12 protein-coding genes are annotated in these 16552 nt (G+C 64.9%); 7 read left to right on the forward strand and 5 right to left on the reverse strand.

Translation table 11 applies throughout. The features are described 5' to 3' along the window. Window positions 1-23 precede the first annotated feature (23 nt). Genes WG208_RS15775 through WG208_RS15790 form a run of 4 tightly spaced genes read right to left on the reverse strand, consistent with a single transcriptional unit; the run spans window position 24 to window position 6431 of the window. Window positions 24-1400 carry an MFS transporter gene (locus tag WG208_RS15775; RefSeq protein WP_337172335.1) on the reverse strand — a complete coding sequence of 459 codons (1377 nt, stop codon included), beginning with the start codon at window positions 1398-1400 and terminating at the stop codon, window positions 24-26. After that, on the reverse strand, window positions 1397-2260 hold the full coding sequence (locus tag WG208_RS15780) for an alpha/beta hydrolase (RefSeq protein WP_337172336.1): 864 nt from the start codon (window positions 2258-2260) through the stop codon (window positions 1397-1399). Before WG208_RS15780 ends, WG208_RS15775 begins: the two co-directional genes overlap by 4 nt. Continuing rightward, a complete protein-coding gene (locus WG208_RS15785; protein WP_337172337.1) occupies window positions 2257-3825 on the reverse strand; it encodes a class I adenylate-forming enzyme family protein in 1569 nt (522 codons plus the stop codon). Before WG208_RS15785 ends, WG208_RS15780 begins: the two co-directional genes overlap by 4 nt. Next, complete coding sequence (locus WG208_RS15790; protein WP_337172338.1) at window positions 3822-6431, reverse strand: TonB-dependent receptor; 2610 nt, start codon at window positions 6429-6431, stop codon at window positions 3822-3824. The genes WG208_RS15785 and WG208_RS15790 overlap by 4 nt, the downstream gene beginning before the upstream one ends. Before the next feature lie 226 nt (window positions 6432-6657). Here WG208_RS15790 and WG208_RS15795 point away from each other — a divergent pair, with 226 nt between their 5' ends. The 7 genes from WG208_RS15795 to coaBC all read left to right on the forward strand — a co-directional run bounded on the left by WG208_RS15795 (window position 6658) and on the right by coaBC (window position 14576). After that, on the forward strand, window positions 6658-9936 hold the full coding sequence (locus WG208_RS15795; protein WP_337172339.1) for a BTAD domain-containing putative transcriptional regulator: 3279 nt from the start codon (window positions 6658-6660) through the stop codon (window positions 9934-9936). Between the two features lie 185 nt (window positions 9937-10121). Continuing rightward, window positions 10122-10766 (forward strand): hypothetical protein, encoded by a 645-nt coding sequence (locus WG208_RS15800; protein WP_337172340.1) that lies wholly within the window; start codon window positions 10122-10124, stop codon window positions 10764-10766. Next, on the forward strand, window positions 10757-11992 hold the full coding sequence (locus WG208_RS15805; RefSeq protein WP_337172341.1) for a hypothetical protein: 1236 nt from the start codon (window positions 10757-10759) through the stop codon (window positions 11990-11992). The genes WG208_RS15800 and WG208_RS15805 overlap by 10 nt, the downstream gene beginning before the upstream one ends. After that, the gene (locus tag WG208_RS15810) at window positions 11989-12288 is read left to right on the forward strand and encodes a metal-sulfur cluster assembly factor (protein ID WP_337172342.1); all 300 of its coding nucleotides are present in this window, start codon (window positions 11989-11991) and stop codon (window positions 12286-12288) included. Before WG208_RS15805 ends, WG208_RS15810 begins: the two co-directional genes overlap by 4 nt. After that, entirely contained in the window at window positions 12252-12791 is a 540-nt protein-coding gene (locus tag WG208_RS15815) for a DUF2249 domain-containing protein (protein ID WP_337172343.1), read from the forward strand. The genes WG208_RS15810 and WG208_RS15815 overlap by 37 nt, the downstream gene beginning before the upstream one ends. 46 nt (window positions 12792-12837) lie before the next feature. Then, window positions 12838-13221: a cupin domain-containing protein gene (locus tag WG208_RS15820; RefSeq protein WP_337172344.1), complete on the forward strand. Its 384-nt coding sequence runs from the start codon at window positions 12838-12840 to the stop codon at window positions 13219-13221. Between the two features lie 143 nt (window positions 13222-13364). After that, window positions 13365-14576 (forward strand): bifunctional phosphopantothenoylcysteine decarboxylase/phosphopantothenate--cysteine ligase CoaBC, encoded by a 1212-nt coding sequence (coaBC, locus tag WG208_RS15825; RefSeq protein ID WP_337172345.1) that lies wholly within the window; start codon window positions 13365-13367, stop codon window positions 14574-14576. A 45-nt stretch (window positions 14577-14621) separates the two neighbouring features. On the opposite strand, the gene WG208_RS15830 is transcribed toward coaBC, so the two are convergent. Next, the gene (locus tag WG208_RS15830; RefSeq protein WP_337172346.1) at window positions 14622-16544 is read right to left on the reverse strand and encodes an EAL domain-containing protein; all 1923 of its coding nucleotides are present in this window, start codon (window positions 16542-16544) and stop codon (window positions 14622-14624) included. Between the last annotated feature and the right edge of the window lie 8 nt (window positions 16545-16552).

A 16552-nucleotide genomic window follows, 5' to 3' on the forward strand; every position in this document is an offset into this window, starting at 1 on the left:
CGATACCGGAAACGATGTTGGTGTCAGTACGCCTGCGCATTCGCGTGTGCATTTGCATGTGCGTTTGCGTGTGCCACAATCCAGCGATCGCGGTACGCCAGGGTGCGGACGTATGAAGACTGCCCGAGCGTCAACAGGATCGTGGAGACGGACAGGGACACGAACAGCACGATCACGAGAGATATGCCGACCGCGTCATCGCGTCCGAACGCATAGTCCGTGATGAGCGCCACGGCGGTGGGGCCGATACCCAGTCCGATGAGATTGACGGCGAAGAGATACAGCGCCGAGATCTGGGCGCGCATGCGGTTCGGTGAGAGCTCCTGCACCGCTGCCGCCGCGGCTCCGTAGGGAAAGGCCGCAAAGAAGTTGGTGGGGATGATGAGCAGCGTCCCGATCGTGGCGTTGTCCTTCGCGAACGGCAGCAGCAGACACGAAGCCAGCAGACAGGACACCCCCACCAGACAGGTCCTGAGCTTCGCATTCGGTTGCCCGCGCGCCAGCAGCCGGTCGGCATACCGCCCACCGGCAATGATACCGGAGGTGCCGAACACGGCGATGAGAATGCCGTACACCAAGCCGATCTTCGGCAGCGACCATCCGTACTGACGGACATAGATCGTCGGCAGCCACGCCGACGCCGCGTACGTCGAAAGCGAGATCATGCCGATCCCCACGTTATGGCATACGAAGGTGCGCAGGTTGTCGCGCACATATCTTGCCGTCTCCCGCGTAGGCAATGCCTCGGCGGTGGCGGCACGCCGGGCCGGCTCGCGCAGGCTCCACACCCACAGGGCGAGCAGCAAGCCGGGCAGGCCGATCACGAAGAACATGGTCTGCCAGGCGTGTACGGTCCCGATGACGGGAAAAGTCCACTGCGCCGTACCGGACACCCATTGCAGCACCGCACCACCGAGGATCAGCGCCGCCCCCGATCCGATGTAGATACCCGCCGAATACACGCTCAGCGCGGTCGCCAGTCGTTCGCGGGGGAACGTGTCGGTGAGCATCGAATACGCGGCGGGGGAGAGCGCCGCTTCGCCCACGCCCACTCCTACACGGGCGAGAAAGAACTGCCAGAAGGTGCGTGAGACGCCACACAGGGCCGTCATCACGCTCCAGATGGCGATCCCCCACGCCATGATGCCCCGTCGACTCCGTCCGTCGGCCAGACGGCCGATAGGGAGTCCCAGCACCGTGTACAGCACGGCGAACGACAGCCCCATCAGCAGACTCATGCCGGTATCGCTGATGCCAAGATCCCGTCGGATCGGCGCGACGAGCAGGCTGAGAATCTGGCGGTCGATGAACGAGGAGACGTACGCCAGCGTCAGCACGGCGACCACATACCAGCCGTAGCGTGACGATATGGTCGTGGACGCGGTCAGGGGCGCCGTCATGACGACCGTGCGAATCGCGTGATCTCCCGTACGATGACGGGGGCGTTCGCGCCGAACAGCATCGTCATGTGATTGCCGGGCACCGGCACATAGGTGGCGTTGGGAAAAGCCTTCGCCGTGGCACGCGCCGAGACCTCGTCCATCAATGGCGGCGTTCCCGGCGGTCCATAGGCCTCGTTGGCATGCAACAGGAGCGTGGGCTGGGCGATGTGTTGCACCCAGTGCAACCAGGGTTCACACGCCAATCCATAGCTGGCCATGCCGATGGCGGCCGCACTGGTCGCCGATCGCACCGTTCCGTCGCCCACCTGCTCGATTTCCGCCCGGAAATACTGCTCGAGCGCATCGTCCCACATGCCGCCCAAGTAAGGCGCCGCACGCAGCTCCTGAAGATACGCCTCGGCGGATGGCGAGACGCGCGTGAGTCGTTCGAGGGAGGGCTTGAGCATCTCGCCGATGCGAGGGTGCCCGGTGATCGCCGCATCGATCACCACGAGCCGCTCCACCCGCTCGGGGAAGTTGGCCGTGAGATAGATGGACAGATAGCCACCGAAGGAGTGCCCGGCGAGGATCACCCGATCGAGTCCGAGATGATCCAGCAGTCGGATGACATCCCGGGCATGATCGGCCATCGTGTACCCCACCGACGGCTTGCTGCTGCGGGCTCGCCCACGCAGATCCGGCGCGATGACACGAAACGCCGGCGAGAGGCCCTCGGCGATCACGCCGCCGAAAGTATTGGCGTTGGCCGACAACCCATGCAGCAGCACCAGCGGCATGGCGTCGCCGGAACCACCCGGGATGTCGAGGTAGAACAGATCCACATCGTCGAACACGACGTGGTGCAGGTGGTCGCTCATATCGAAGCTCCTTCCGGTCTTTCCGATGTGTCGGGCGATCGGCACATGTTGGCATATTGATCCCGGAGCACCCGCTTCAGCGTCTTGCCGGCGGTGCTGCGCGGGAACTCGTCGACGAGGATGACCGCGTGCAGTTGCTGATAGCGCGCCGAAACCCGGGCGTTGACCCACGCGCGGATCCGGTCGGCGTCGGCCACGGCACCGGCCCGCAGCACCACTGCGGCCACCGGTGTCTCACCCCACTTGTCGTGAACGGCCCCGAATACGGCCACTTCGCTGACATCCGGATGCTGTACCGCGATCTCCTCGATGTCCTTCGGGTAGACGTTCACGCCTCCCGAGATGATCAGATCCTTCTTGCGATCGGCCAGGTGCAGGAAACCATCGGCATCGACGTAGCCTACGTCGCCCGTGTGCAACCAGCCGTCCTTCACGGCCGCCTGCGTGAGATCGGGACGTCCGTGGTACCCCTGCATCATCAGCGGCGAACGACCGACGATCTCCCCGATCGCCCCCGGCGTCAGCGTCCGTCCGTCGTCACCGACGATGCGCATCGCACTGAAGGGGATCGGACGCCCCACCGATTCGATGTGCGACGTGAAGTCGTTCCGGTCGAGCACCGTGATGAAACCCTCCGTGAGCCCGTACAGCTCATACAGTGCGTCGGGAAGCACGGCCAGCAGGCGTTCCTTGTGTTCGCGGTGCCATGGGGCCCCCACGGAACACAGCATCTGCAGCGATTGCAGCTTCTCACGCGAAAAGTTGGGGGCGCCGAGCAGTGCAACGATCTGGGAGGGCACCATCATCACGTGAGTGACGCGCTCACGGGCGACGGTCTCGATGAAGAGCTCGGCATCGAAGCGTTCCTGCAGCACGAACGTGCAGCCCAGAAACCACGCCGGCATCAACGTCACGAAGGCTCCATTGAAGACGAGGGAGCCGCCGTGCATGACGACACTTTCGGGCGTGAAGCGGAACTGACTGGCGAACAGGGCGCCATACAACGCACGCACGTAGTGGGTGTGGACGATGCCCTTGGGCTCGCCCGTGGTGCCGCTGGAATAGATGATGTTGTACACATCGTCGTCGCCGATGTCGGGCGGCACCGGTGTCTCGGCGCTCGCCGATGCCGTCATCGTCGCGTAGTCGGTGTACGGACTGCCGGGCGCGGCGTCGACCACGATGCAGCGCCCGACGGGCAAGGTGGCGAGATCGGCGCGCGCTTCGTCGACCACCGGCAGGGTTTCGTGAGCGGTGACGATCGCCCGCGCGCCGGAGTCCCGGAGCAGCGTCGCGAGACCCGCTCCGCGCATGAGTGGACTGAGGGGCACACTCACCAGGCCGAGCAGGGCACAGGCCCGATAGATCTCGAGCAGTTCCACCCGGTTCGTCAGCATGATGGCCACCACATCGCCTTTGCCCAGGCCAAGCGAGAGCAACGCGTGCGCCACCCGGTTCACCCGCGCGGCATGTTCACGGAACGTCTGGCGGTGGGGGCCGCAAACCACCGCCAGATGTTCGGGCCGCGACTCGGCGTGTCGCGGCAGCAGGCTTCCGACGTTCACCGTGTATACCGAATGCCCACGAAGACCATGGTGCCGATCTCCGGCATGTTGATCATCTCGACATGCCGGCGGTTGAAGCCGCACTTCCGGTCTTCACTGGCGATGCGCTGATTCGGCTGCGGATACGTGGCCGACACCGCTTCGTAGCGCACGTTCTGTCCGGTGCAACTGAACAGATTCGCCACGCCCACATTCAGCAGCGCCTTCTGCGTGGTGGGCAACCGCAGGGACACGTTGGCGTCGAGCGTGCCGAAGGTCGGGATCACGCCCGCATTCGAGCCCGAGCGGAAGTAGTACCCCACGACATTCCGGAACGTGGTGCCGAACGAAAAACGTCCGATGTCGTTGGCGTTGACACCCAGGCTCCACTTGGTGGAGGGTGCATTGAGCGAGGTGGCTTCCGGCGCGGCGCCGGTGGGCGTGGTGAGTTCGTCGATGCCCACGGTGGAGAGATTGGCGCGGACTTCCACATGCCGGGACGCGATCAGGTTCGCTCCCAGATCCACACCGGACACCTTGGCGTCGCCGAGGTTGTAGTAGATCAGTGTGATGGGCGTGATTCCCGCCTGGTTCACGATGCGCCCCTGCGCGTTGACCGGGATGTTGTTGCCGGGATTGACCGTGGGCACGGCGAACGTGGGGCCTCCCGCCGCCGCGGTGGCGAACGGATTGCCCACGATCGTGAGCGGACTCATGAAGTTCCTGTAGTCCGAGCGATAGTAGGTGCCGTCGAGAAGGAGCCGATTCCCGATGACGCCCTTGTAGCCGAACTCCCAGGTCTTGTTCGACTCCGGCACCATCGGGCTGTAGCTGGATTTCACCGCGCCGGACGCATCGACGGTCTTGAAGCCGGTGGTGTTGCCGAAGATCGAGATGATCGACGTCCAGTCGGGGATGAAGAAGTTGGTCTGCAGGATGGTCGGCGACTTGAACGCACGATTGAACGTCACGCGGAACGCCTGGTCGTTGATCGGCTTGACGACGACACCGGCCTTGGGGCTCCACTGCTGATCGTAGACGTTCGGCTTGTCGAGACGGCCGGCCAGGACGATGTCGAGCCAGCGCACCGGCGACGTGGTGCTCTGCGCGTACACGCCGGTCTGGTCGTTGGAAATATCCTTGCCAGTAATGCGGTCGGTGAGCCACTGCCGGTCGCTGCTCACGACATCGTTGCGGTACTGGGCGCCGAAGATCAGACGCGTGTTGAGCAGCGGCTGGATCTGATAGTTGCCCTGCACTTCCGCCGCGTACATGCGTCCGTCACTGGGCCAGTCCGAGAGCATGCGCAGCGAATCCGTGCTGAGCGCACTGTTGGCCGGCGTGAGTTGCGCACCGGCAAACCGATTGAGTGCGAACGAAGTGCCCGACTGTGACTGCGCGCGGTAGGCATTCAGGTACCAGTGCGGCGTGGTATACCGCAGTTGCTGGATGTTGTAGCCCCACCCCGCCAGCTGATTGCGTCCGACATTCGTCTGCCCGACACCATCCGTGCGACTCAATCCCGCGTTCACTTCGAGCCGGTTCTGCCCCATGTAGTACACCACCGCACCGGTGCCGCGCGCCACACGGGCGGTCCAGTCGATGGGCGCCTTCATGGCGTCTTCACGCACTTCCGTGGCTGCGCAGCTCGGGCGCACGCCGGGCCTCGCCACGATGCTGCCGCCCGAGTTGTAGCAGAGATAGTTCTCCCAGTCGTTCGCGTCCTGGTACTCGCCCGACACCTTGTAGCCCACATTGCCCGTGACGCCGGCATAACGCGCCTGGATGTCCTTGTACGAGCGGCTGCCGCCGGTGACTTCGAGCGTGAGACCGGGGAACTGCTTCGGGTCCTTGGTGCGCAGCGACAGCACACCACTCGAGGCATCGGGGCCGTACAGCGCCGATCCCGGTCCCACGAGCACCTCCAGGCCGGCCAGATCCACCTTGGGTGTGGGTGTGAACTGACCCACGGGCAGCCCGTTCTCCGGGAGGACCGCGATCCGGCCGTCCTCGACCATCAGAAAACGATTGTTGAACGATGAATTGAAGCCGCGCGCATTGATCGCGATGCTGGTCATGCCGACCTGAATGAAGTCGACCCCCTTCGCCTCCTTGAGTGCGTTGGCAAAGCCATTGCCCACGGTGCGATCAAGCACGTCTGTGCCGACGGACGTGATGGTGGCCGGCGCTTCCGTGAGCTTCTCCACACGCCGCGATGCCGAGATGACGACACTGCCAATGGACACCGCCGACGACGCCAGAGAGACATTGGCCACCGTTTCCTCACCGGACCGGACCACGATGTTCACCACCTTGGGTTGCTGCCCGATGCGTTGCACGCGCATGTCGTAGCTGCCGGCGGGAATGTTGCCAAGCCGATAGCGCCCGTCGAACTCGCTCACGGTCGTGAGCGCGGTACCGACCAGGGTGATCTGCGCGCCGGCGACCGGTGCCTGCTGATCATCGGTGACGACGCCGGTCAATCGACCTGAAGCCTGTTGTCCACGGAGCGGAAGGGGCGCGGCCACTGCGATGGTCAGCGGCGCGACCCACATGGTGACCCACATCGCGACCCACGTCGCGACCCACGTCGCGACTCGCGCCGCGACACGTGCGTGCTTCGACATGCGGAAGTCCTCTTTTTTTGTTGCGAAGGCTGGGAAGGTGAGCCCTGGAGAGGCCAAAAGCGTACGCACCGGACGTTACAAGTGCGTTACAGCGTTGCCCCGGTACCCGTTGCAACGCCGGGACGGACGGAGGCCCATGGGTTGACGTGGTGCCCGTCCTTCGGCATTGTCGCCACGCATTGTCGCCACCCGGGCATGCGTCCGCATGCTCCTCTTTCCGCCCGCGATGTCCCTGCCCCCATCCCCGCCCTCCGCCTTCGATCCGATCGTCCGTACGCGGTTCGTCGCGCCCAAGGTGCGGGCGCGGATTCTGCAACGGCCGCGGATTGCCGCCACCCTGGCCCGTGCGGTCGATGTGCCGCTCACCATCGTGCGCGCACCGGCCGGATATGGAAAGACCACCGCCGTGGCCGACCACCTGGCGCACGCCGGCCTGCCGTATGCCTGGTATCACCTGGGCGACACCGACACGGACCCGCGCAGCTACCTGCTGCATCTCGTGCACGCCCTGCGTACGCTGCACCCGGGAGCCGGCGAGGCCGCACTGCAGGCGCTGCAGGTCGCCGAGCGTTCGCCCCGTCTGCTCGCCCAGGCGGTCGATCTGCTGAGCGATGAACTGCTCGACCTGGTTGCTTCCGATACCATTCTGCTGCTCGACGACTACGACCGGGTGAACACGGCCGAGATCAACGCCATCACCGAACGACTGGTGGAGACGATGCCTCCCGCCTTGCATGTGGTCATCACGGCGCGCACCACCCCCAGTCTCCGGAGCCGTTCGCGCTGGCGCGCCAGTGGAGAATTGCTGGAACTGTCGCGTGACGACCTGGCTTTCACGCCAGCGGAAACCATGTCGCTGTTCGCGGCCCGCGCTCCCCAGCCGATCTCCGAGGAAGCCGCACAGGCCATCGTGGCCGAAACGGAGGGCTGGCCCATTGCGCTGCAGATGCTCAGCGACTCGATGGGCGCCACGCGAGCGGACTCGCTGGGACAGTTGCTGCAGCACATGCCCGGCCCGGCCGACCTGCTGTTCGATTATCTCGCCGATGAGGTCTTTCTCCGGCAACCGCCGGTGACGCGGCAGTTTCTGGGCGAGAGCGCAATTCTGCGTCGCCTCGATTCCGAGGTCTGTGACGCGGTGCTGGGCACCGACGACTCGGCGGAGACGCTCCGGGCGCTCGAGCAACGCTCGCTCTTCGTGGCATACGACGGCTCCTATCGTTACCACAATCTCTTCCGCGATTTTCTCCTGCGCCGCGCCGGCGTGTCTCCGGCCCGACAGGCCACACTGCATCAGCGCGCCGCGGCATATCATGCCGCCCAGGGCGACGAGGAAGAGGCGGTGCATCATCTGCTGATGGCGGGCGATTACGATGCCGCCGCCGCAGTGTTGGCGCGCATTGCACCGGCCATGGCCGCCGGAGGCCGCCACCAGACACTGGCGGGGTGGCTGCAGGCACTCCCCGCCCCCGTGCTCGGTGCGTCACCCGATCTGTTGATGGCGCGTGGGGAAACGCATCGTCTTGCCGGCCATTTCGATGAAGCGCTCGAGGCATATACCGCCGCCAGGACACTCTTCGATCGTGCAGCCGATCGTGATGGCGTACTGCACGCCATCCGCGGAATGTCGCTGGTGTATCTCGATACCGTCCGGCCGACGCGTGCGGAGCCGTTGTTGCGCGAGGGACTCCGGTTGGCGCGCGGCGTGCCCTCCGAACGCCGCACCCTGTATCTCCTGCTGGCCGAGAATACCCTCAATGCCGGCGCGACGCGTGTGGCCGAACGCCGCCTGCATGCCCTGCACCGTACGATGGGATTGGCTGGACAGGCCCCGCGCGATCCACGGGTCTGCGTGCGACAAGGTGCCTTTGCCGAAGCGCGCACTCTCATCCAGGAAAGCCGGAACGCCACCACGGTGAGCGATCATCGTCGCGCACCGCGATCGCATCGTGAGCCGACGGCGTTGCTGGCCTGGTGCGATGCCATGCTGGGTGATGGAGTCGACGCCCGCCGCCATGCTACGGAGGCACTGGATATCGGTCGACTGCTGGGCGCACCCACCGTGGAGAGTGTGGCGCTCTCGCGCCTCGGCCTGGGATGGATCACCGGCCACGATCGGGATATCGGACGCGCCCGCACGTACTATGCCGAAGCGTTACGTCTGGCCGATCGCATCGCCGTGCCACGCTTTCGTGTGGAGAGCCTGCTCGGTCTCGCGATACTGGAGGCCATGGAAGGTCAGTTCGAGATGGCCCGTGGCACGGCAAGTGAGGCCGCTGAGGTCGCGAGCGAAGTGGGTGACACCTACATCCACGCCATCGCCCTGCTCGTGACGGGGGCCGTCCTGGTGATGGCCGGTGACGACCGGGCCGATGCGGTACTGCAGCAGGCGCTCGCCGGCAGCCGGCGGTGCGGTGATCGATACAGCACCTGCCTCGCTCATCTCTGGCGTGTCTGTCATCACACCCGTCGCGCGGCAACCGCGGATGCGCGACATGCATTCATCGACGCGCTGTCGGTCGCCGGAGAGTGCAGATACGACACCCTGTTTCACGGCACAGCACCCTTTGCGCCCCGTGATATCGCATTGTGGCGCGGACTGCTGCGTCGGGTGCAGGAACACGAAGCAGTGGGCGCCTACGCCCGCGAAGTGGCCACTCAGCTCGAATCCCATACGGACTCCACGAGGAGCGATGTCACCGCGGACGCCCCCATGTCGGCGGCACTGTATGTCCAGACGCTGGGTGCATTCCGTGTCTGGCACGACGGTCGGGAAATCGAGCGGTCAGCGTGGGCGAGAGAGAAGGCGCTCCATCTCTTCCAACTGCTGATCTGCAATCGTGCGCATGGATTGCATCGGGAGCAGATCATCGAATCGTTGTGGCCCGATGGAGCGCCCGGAGCCGCCGGCACCGGGCTGCGCGTGGTGCTGAGCACCCTGCGCAATGTGCTGGAACCCGAGCGGGTGCGTGGCACCGACGGGCGCTTCGTCGTGCGTGACGGGGACGTGATCCACCTGGCGCGCGATGGCAGTATCCGGGTGGACGCCGACGAACTCGGACGCCGCATCCGTCTTGCCCGTGCCGCCGAACGCTCGAGTCCCGACAGTGCGATCGCGATGTACGAATCCGCCATGGCGCTGTATCAGGGCGATTTTCTTCCGGAACAACGCTACGACGCCTGGGCCGAAGATGAAAGGCTCCTGCATCGCCGTGAACTGTTCCAGGCCGGCGAGCGACTGGGGAATCTTCTGCTCGCCGAGGGCGAGTTCGATCGTGTCGTGCGTGTGGCTGAAACCCTGTTGCAGTTCGACCCGCTGTGGGAGTCGGCCTACGCGCTGCTGATGGAGGCTCATTGGCAACAGGGAAACCGCGTGCTGGTGGCCCGCACCTACGACCGCTGCCGCAAGCGCCTGCACAAGGCGCTGGGCGTTGCTCCCTCGAAAGCCATCACCACACTGTTCGAGCGCCTGGCCGCTCCCCGGGACGGCCGCTCCAGCGTCTGACCGGGTGGATGCCGATACCGATGTCGATGCTGGACGATGCCGGCCCCGGGCAGAGCGGCCCAATTTTCAAGGCTTTTCCCTTGACTATCATCGCACCGGTTCCATCTTGCATCCACACGCGCTGACCACCGGTTCCACAGGGCTCTGCCATGTCCCGGTGCACACACCGTTCGGCGGATACGTGCATGACACCATCGGGGCCTTCACTGCTCAAGGATCGCCTCCGGTCGCTGCTCGACGCCCTCAAGTACCGGGGGCGCGCCACCGTACCGGAGCTGGCGGCGGATCTCGACCTCAACGTCGAGACCATCCGCGAACATCTCCGCACGCTCGAAGCCCGCATGCTCGTGCGGCGCGAGGGCACACAGCAGCAGGGCCCGGGCAGACCGGAGGTACTCTTCGGACTCACGCCTGAAGCCGAGGCGCTGTTTCCACGCCGCGAAGGTGAGATGCTCCAGGCGTTGGCCCGCTATCTGGTGGCGCAGGGTCAGACGCCGCTGCTCCGCGAATTTTTCAGGGAGCATGCCGCGGAACGGCGCGAGCGGGCGCTGGCCCGGGTCGCAGGACTCACCGGCAGGAAACGTCTGCGCGAAGTCGTGCGCCTCTTCGATGACATGGGTTTCATGCCCGTCCTCGAAGAAGCCGGAACCACGCTGCGACTCTGTCATTGTCCACTGCGCGATCTGGTGGAAGCCACACAACTCCCCTGCCGGGAAGAAATCGGCCTCCTTCGCGAACTGCTGGGCGGCCCGCTGGTCCGGGTGACGCACATGCCGCGCGGCGATGCGGCCTGCGCCTATCGGATCGACACGGAACCGGTATGCCGGTGAACTCTCCGCCGCTCCGTCTGCCGGGCGAGCACTTCCTCGCGGCGCAGCTCTTTTTCATCGCCGGCGCGGTGGGGTTGTGGTCCATCGCGCCCACGCTCGTTGCAGGCGCCTATCCCGCCGCTTCGGTGGTCGTTCTCACCCACCTGTTCACGCTGGGCTGGCTGACGACATCCATCATGGGCGCGCTCTATCAGTTCCTGCCAGTGGCGCTGGGTCAGGCGATCGCTTCGGAGCGGCTGGCGCATATCACGTTCGGACTGCACCTCGCCGGTGTCGTGCTGATGACCACGGGCATCGGTCTGCATCGCGCGACGATACTGAGTGCGGGACTGGTACTGCTTGCCCTAGGCATCACCGGTTTCCTTGGCAACCTGCTGGTGACGCTGCGGCGCGCCACCCGCCGCGAACTCACCTGGTGGGCCCTGAGTGGCGCCCTGTTCGCACTCGCCATCGCCCTGCTCTTCGGCGTGATGTTGGGCATCCACCGATTCACCGGCATACTCGGCACCATACACGATCTCGCGTTGCGCGTGCATCTCCACGCCGGCCTCTTCGGCTGGGTGCTGCTGGTCATCGTAGGCGTGTCGCATCGACTCCTGCCGATGTTTCTCCTCAGTCACGGTGCCGACGAGCGATTCGGCTGGTGGGCGGTGGGACTTCTCGGCGCCGGCACCATACTGCTCGCGCTGTTTCATCACGTTCCCATCGTCGGACGCGAACTCCCGCTGTTCCTGTTCATGAGTGGGCTGCTGGCCTGGGTGATGCAAGCGCGGATCTTCTTCCGTCGTCGACACCGCCCGCAACTCGATGCCGGACTCCGATTGAGCGCCATCGCGATCGCACTGCTCGCGCTCACGCCTCTGGCCCTGATACGACTGCTCCTTCCGGGCGCGACCCCGGCATCGCGCGTGCTCTACATAGGGATCGCCGTGCTTGGTTGCACGCTGTTCGTGGCCGCGCAGTACTACAAGATCGTCCCCTTCCTCATCTGGAACCGGTACTTCGGTCCGCTGGCCGGCACCCGTCCGCTGCCGCGCGTTGCCGATCTGTACGCCGCCCGTGAGGCGAACATCGTCATCCTGCTGCTGGCGGCGGGCGCCATCCTGGTGCCGGGCGGTGTGGCCGTGGCCTCGACCGGTCTGCTGCGCATCGGCGCCGTACTGCTCAGCGTAGGCGCACTCATGCAGGCGAGGCAGCTCTGGAGCGTATCGCGGAGACGCCCATGAACGATGATCCCGCGGCACCGTCCCAGACGCAGCTCCGTGACGCACTGCGTATGGTCATCGATCCGGAGATCGGACTCGATATCGTGACGGTCGGACTGATCTACGACATCACGTACAATGCCGGTCTGGTGCATGTCACCTACACGCTCACCACGCCGGGCTGTCCGATGGAGCGACACATCTCCAATGGCATCGTCCACGCGCTGTCGGATGTGCCGGGCGTCGACGATATCGATCTCCACCTGGTCTGGGAACCACGATGGCATCCCGGCATGCTCCAGGAGCCGTCATGGTGAATCTGCTCGATGCATCCTTTCCTCTCGCGTTGCAGGTGGTCGACCCGGTCACCGTCATCGAAGCCGATGTCCGCGAGGATCTGCGGGCCGGTCGCGAACCGTTCCAGCGCATCATGGCCGCCCGCGCGGACGTGCCCGAGTGGGGTGCGCTCCTCGTGCGGGCCACCTTCGAACCCGCACCGCTCTATCGGGTGATGGGCAGGGACGGCTGGGCGCATCACACCGAGTGTCTGGCCGCCGACGACTGGTGTGTCTGGTTCTACCGGGATATTCCCGTGCTCGATGTACGCGACATGGATCCTCCGGAACCATTGGCCCACACGCTGAATGCCGCCGAGGCGTTACCCGAAAACGGCGCCCTGGTGCAACTCAATGTCCGGGTTCCGCAATTCCTGCTTCCCAGGCTCGCCGAACGGGGATTCCTGTTTCACGTGCGCGAAGTCTCCCCCGATCGGGTGCACGTGTTCATCAGGCGCCGTCCGGTGTATGAAGGCATTCAGTGAAATATTCAACAGGACATCACAGGCCATTCAGGAACAGGAGACACCGATGACCGACGCGCCCAGACTCCGGCAACACCCCGAAGATCGCTTCGCAGGACCAGTCCATCACTTCGACTTGCCGGCCACCGCCGCCGCGCTGCGACAGGAGCCGCACCATTCGGTTGGAGGTCATCGGCAGATCGCCCTGTTTCGTCGGGGCCCGCTGACGCTCCTCGTCTTCGCCTTCGAAGCGGGTGGGGCACTCAAGGAACACCAGGCCGAAGGCACGGTGACCATCCAGACCTTGTCGGGCCGGCTCACGGTGGTGGTCGACGAGGCAACGTATGAGTTACCCGTCGGCCACCTCGTGACCCTCGCGCCCGGTGTACGTCACGCCGTGCTGGCAGCCGAGGCCAGCGACATGCTCCTGGCTGTCTGTCGGGAGTCGTAGACGGCTTCAACGGAGTCCGTCTGCAGCGCACCAGGGTCTGGCGGAGCCTCGGCGGGACCTGGACCCGCTGACCTGCCTTGCGGTGCGCAGACCGCTAACTTTCAGGGAGTCTCATGTGGTTCCGACCCGCCTTTGCGTGGACCATGCCGAACTCCCGAATCGTCTTCATCGTCACCGGCTCGATCGCGGCATTCAAAGCCGCACAGGCGGTGTCGCGCCTGGTCCAGGATGGACACACCGTGCGCGTGGTGGCCACGCCTGCGGCACTCCAATTCGTCGGCGCCGCCACGTTCGAAGGGCTGACGGGCCATCCCGTGCTCTCCGATCTCTGGGAGCCGGGACGGGCGATGGATCACATCCATCTCAGTCGATGGGCTGACATGGGGATGATCTGTCCGGCCAGCGCCAACACCATCGCCCACATGGCGCATGGTTTGGCGGACGATCTCGTCGGTGCCCTCGCGCTGGCGTGGCCGCGGGAGAAGCCGCTGCATCTGTTTCCCGCGATGAATCGCGAGATGCTGAGTCATCCGTCCACGATGGACAATCTGGCGGCAGTGGGTCGGGCGGGTGTCATCGTGCATCCCACGGCCGGTGGCAATCTGGCCTGTGGGGAAGTGGGCGGCGGCCGTCTGCTCGAGCCCGATGAGATCGTGGCGCTGATCACCCCACCCCGCCTCGGTCGGGTCCTCGTCACCGCGGGCGCCACCCGCGAACCCATCGACGGCATCCGGTTCGTTTCCAATGTGAGTACGGGTCGCACCGGTGCCGCCATTGCCGATCGCCTGGCCGCGAAGGGATGGGACGTCACGTTCGTGCACGGACAATCCTCGGCGCTGCCCAACGCGCGCACGACACGGGTACCGTATGGTTCGTTCGCGGATCTCGATGCCACACTGCAGCGGGAACTGGCCGCGCAGGCGTACACCGCCGTGATTCACGCCGCGGCCGTCAGTGATTATTCCATCGCCTCCGTCAACGGTGGAGAGCCCGATGGTCAGGTGAAGCTCGGCAGCGGAGAATCGCTCGAATTGCGGTTCAAAGCGAACCACAAGATTCTGCCGCGTCTTCGCGGATACTCCGCGAACGGGGCCATGCAGGTGATCGGTTTCAAGCTCACGCTCAACCAGACCGCCTCACGCACCGAGGAAATCGCGCGCGGTCTGCTCGGCTCGACGGTCGATGCCATCGTGGCCAATGACTGGTCACACATCGACGGCGATCGTCACCCCGGTCAACTGGTCGCGAACGACGAAGCGCCCACGTTCGCGAACATCGACGAATTGAGCGAACTCCTGCACCGTCGCCTGCTGCGCGCCGGAGCCGGCACGGGGACACCGGTCGCGCACGCCTGATCGGCGGCCGTCCCGTCTCCTATCGACAACCGGCGGACACGCGCTTCACGCCACGTGTTTTGCCAACAGCATCGGCAGGTGGTCGTCCATCAGTTCGGTGACCAGTTCGGGCTTGTGAAACAGAAAGCCCTGGCCGATGCGGATATTGGAGTGACGCTGCAGATAGTCCTTCTCCGCATGTTCCTCGATGCCCTCGGCCACCACCGAGACCCCGAGCGCGGAACTCAATGATTCGATGGCGCGCAGGATGATCTGGCTGCGCGGCCGGTCCTGAATACCGCTGATCAGCGAACGATCGACCTTGATCTCGTCGGCCGTGATGTCGGCCAGCACGGCCAGTGAGGAATAGCCCATGCCGAAGTCGTCGATGGAAACGCCGATATCGGCTTCCTTGAGCAACGGCAGCACCTTCGACTGGAATGGCCCCGTCGCCACCAGCGCATCCTCGGTGAACTCGAGAATGAAATTGCGCGGACGAGCGGTATCGACGATACGCTGGATGACCTTCTGCATGAACGGCAGACGGGCCGTCTGACCGGGCGAGAGATTGAGGCTGTACGTGATGTCCTCGCCAAAACGGGCCGTGAGATCCGGCATGGCCTGAATGAGTCCATCCAGTACGATGTCGGTCATCTCGTCCAGCAATCCCATCTCGGCGGCAATGGGCACGAACAGTCCCGGCGGGTGCACGATACCGTGACTCTCCGTCCAGCGCGCGAGCGCTTCGAATCCCACCACGCTCTGGCGGTGGATATCGACCTTCTGCTGCAGTGCGCACTGGATCTGACGTTCGTTGATGGCCCTGCGCAGCCGGTACTCGAGCGAGAGACGCTCCTTGGCCTCTTGCCCCATCTTCTGACTGAAATACGTGATGCTGCCCTTGCTCGAACTCTTGGCCCGGTACATGGCCGTATCGGCGTGATGACGCAGCGTATCGTAGTCCGTGCCATGCATCGGATAGAACGCGACCCCGATGGAGCCCGAAGTGCGTACATCGATGCCATCGATACGGAACGGCTGCTGCAACTGCTCACGCACACGGTCGATGACCGCCGCGGTCTCACTGCGCTGACGGACGGGATCGAGCATGATGACGAACTCGTCGCCGCTGATGCGGCCCAGGACATCCGTCCGGCGTAGCTGGGCGGTGATGCGTTCGGCCACACCCTTCAGCAGGGCATCCCCGGCGGCGTGTCCGTAGAGATCGTTGACCTGTTTGAAGTTGTCGAGATCGATGAACGCCAGCGCGAGCTTCTCCCCCGGTGTCTTGCGCGACACCGCATAGTCCACCAGTTCGCGGACATGCGAACGATTGGGCAACCCGGTGAGCTGGTCATGGTTGGCCCGGAAGGTCAGTGCCTCCTGGCTGGCCTCGAGTTGTTCGGTGAGGTGCTTCAACCGATGACTCTCGGCTTCCGTCTGGCTCGCCCGCTTGGCTGCCAGGGCGTGTGAGGCCAGTACCGAGAACTTGCGGGCCAGCGTCACGTGTGCCCGATCGAATCCCGTGCGTCCTTCCTCACGCAGGATCATCAGCAGTCCGCGCCGCCCCCGCACGCCGAGCGGCAGATACAACGTGGGCTGCGACCGCGTGAGCCCTGCCACGGCGCCTTCCGGCCATTCCTCCCAGTCGGCGCCGGTCACCGTCGTGACCACGCGCCCGGAAAGCACCTTGGCGAAGGTGCGCCCGCCGCGCCAGCGGGAATCGACCAGGGCATCGGCGTTCGCCGCCACACAATGGAGGGCATCACGTGGTGTGGCATCCTCCACCAGCACGATGGCATGCGATGCATCGAAGACCGGCAGGAGCGCCGAGAACACGTTGGCGAACGGATCGGCATCACCCGTCACGCACAACACCGCATCCAGCGCCTGCAGCAGCAGGTTGGCATGCGTGTTCTCCATGCGCAGTGCGTCGATCTCGCGACGCATGCCCACGATGGTTTCGCGTAGCTCCTCGGACCCTTCCATCGTCTCGC

This window comes from Gemmatimonas aurantiaca (assembly GCF_037190085.1).
Taxonomy (GTDB): Bacteria; Gemmatimonadota; Gemmatimonadetes; order Gemmatimonadales; family Gemmatimonadaceae; genus Gemmatimonas; species Gemmatimonas aurantiaca_A.

Coding starts and splice junctions, on each gene's coding strand:
- WG208_RS15775 (WP_337172335.1), bottom strand. CDS start 1,400: ATGACGGCGCCCCTGACCGCGTCCACGACCATATCGTCACGCTACGGC.
- WG208_RS15780 (WP_337172336.1), bottom strand. CDS start 2,260: ATGAGCGACCACCTGCACCACGTCGTGTTCGACGATGTGGATCTGTTC.
- WG208_RS15790 (WP_337172338.1), bottom strand. CDS start 6,431: ATGTCGAAGCACGCACGTGTCGCGGCGCGAGTCGCGACGTGGGTCGCG.
- WG208_RS15795 (WP_337172339.1), top strand. CDS start 6,658: ATGTCCCTGCCCCCATCCCCGCCCTCCGCCTTCGATCCGATCGTCCGT.
- WG208_RS15800 (WP_337172340.1), top strand. CDS start 10,122: ATGACACCATCGGGGCCTTCACTGCTCAAGGATCGCCTCCGGTCGCTG.
- WG208_RS15805 (WP_337172341.1), top strand. CDS start 10,757: ATGCCGGTGAACTCTCCGCCGCTCCGTCTGCCGGGCGAGCACTTCCTC.
- WG208_RS15810 (WP_337172342.1), top strand. CDS start 11,989: ATGAACGATGATCCCGCGGCACCGTCCCAGACGCAGCTCCGTGACGCA.
- WG208_RS15815 (WP_337172343.1), top strand. CDS start 12,252: ATGGCATCCCGGCATGCTCCAGGAGCCGTCATGGTGAATCTGCTCGAT.
- WG208_RS15820 (WP_337172344.1), top strand. CDS start 12,838: ATGACCGACGCGCCCAGACTCCGGCAACACCCCGAAGATCGCTTCGCA.
- coaBC (WP_337172345.1), top strand. CDS start 13,365: ATGCCGAACTCCCGAATCGTCTTCATCGTCACCGGCTCGATCGCGGCA.
- WG208_RS15830 (WP_337172346.1), bottom strand. CDS start 16,544: ATGGAAGGGTCCGAGGAGCTACGCGAAACCATCGTGGGCATGCGTCGC.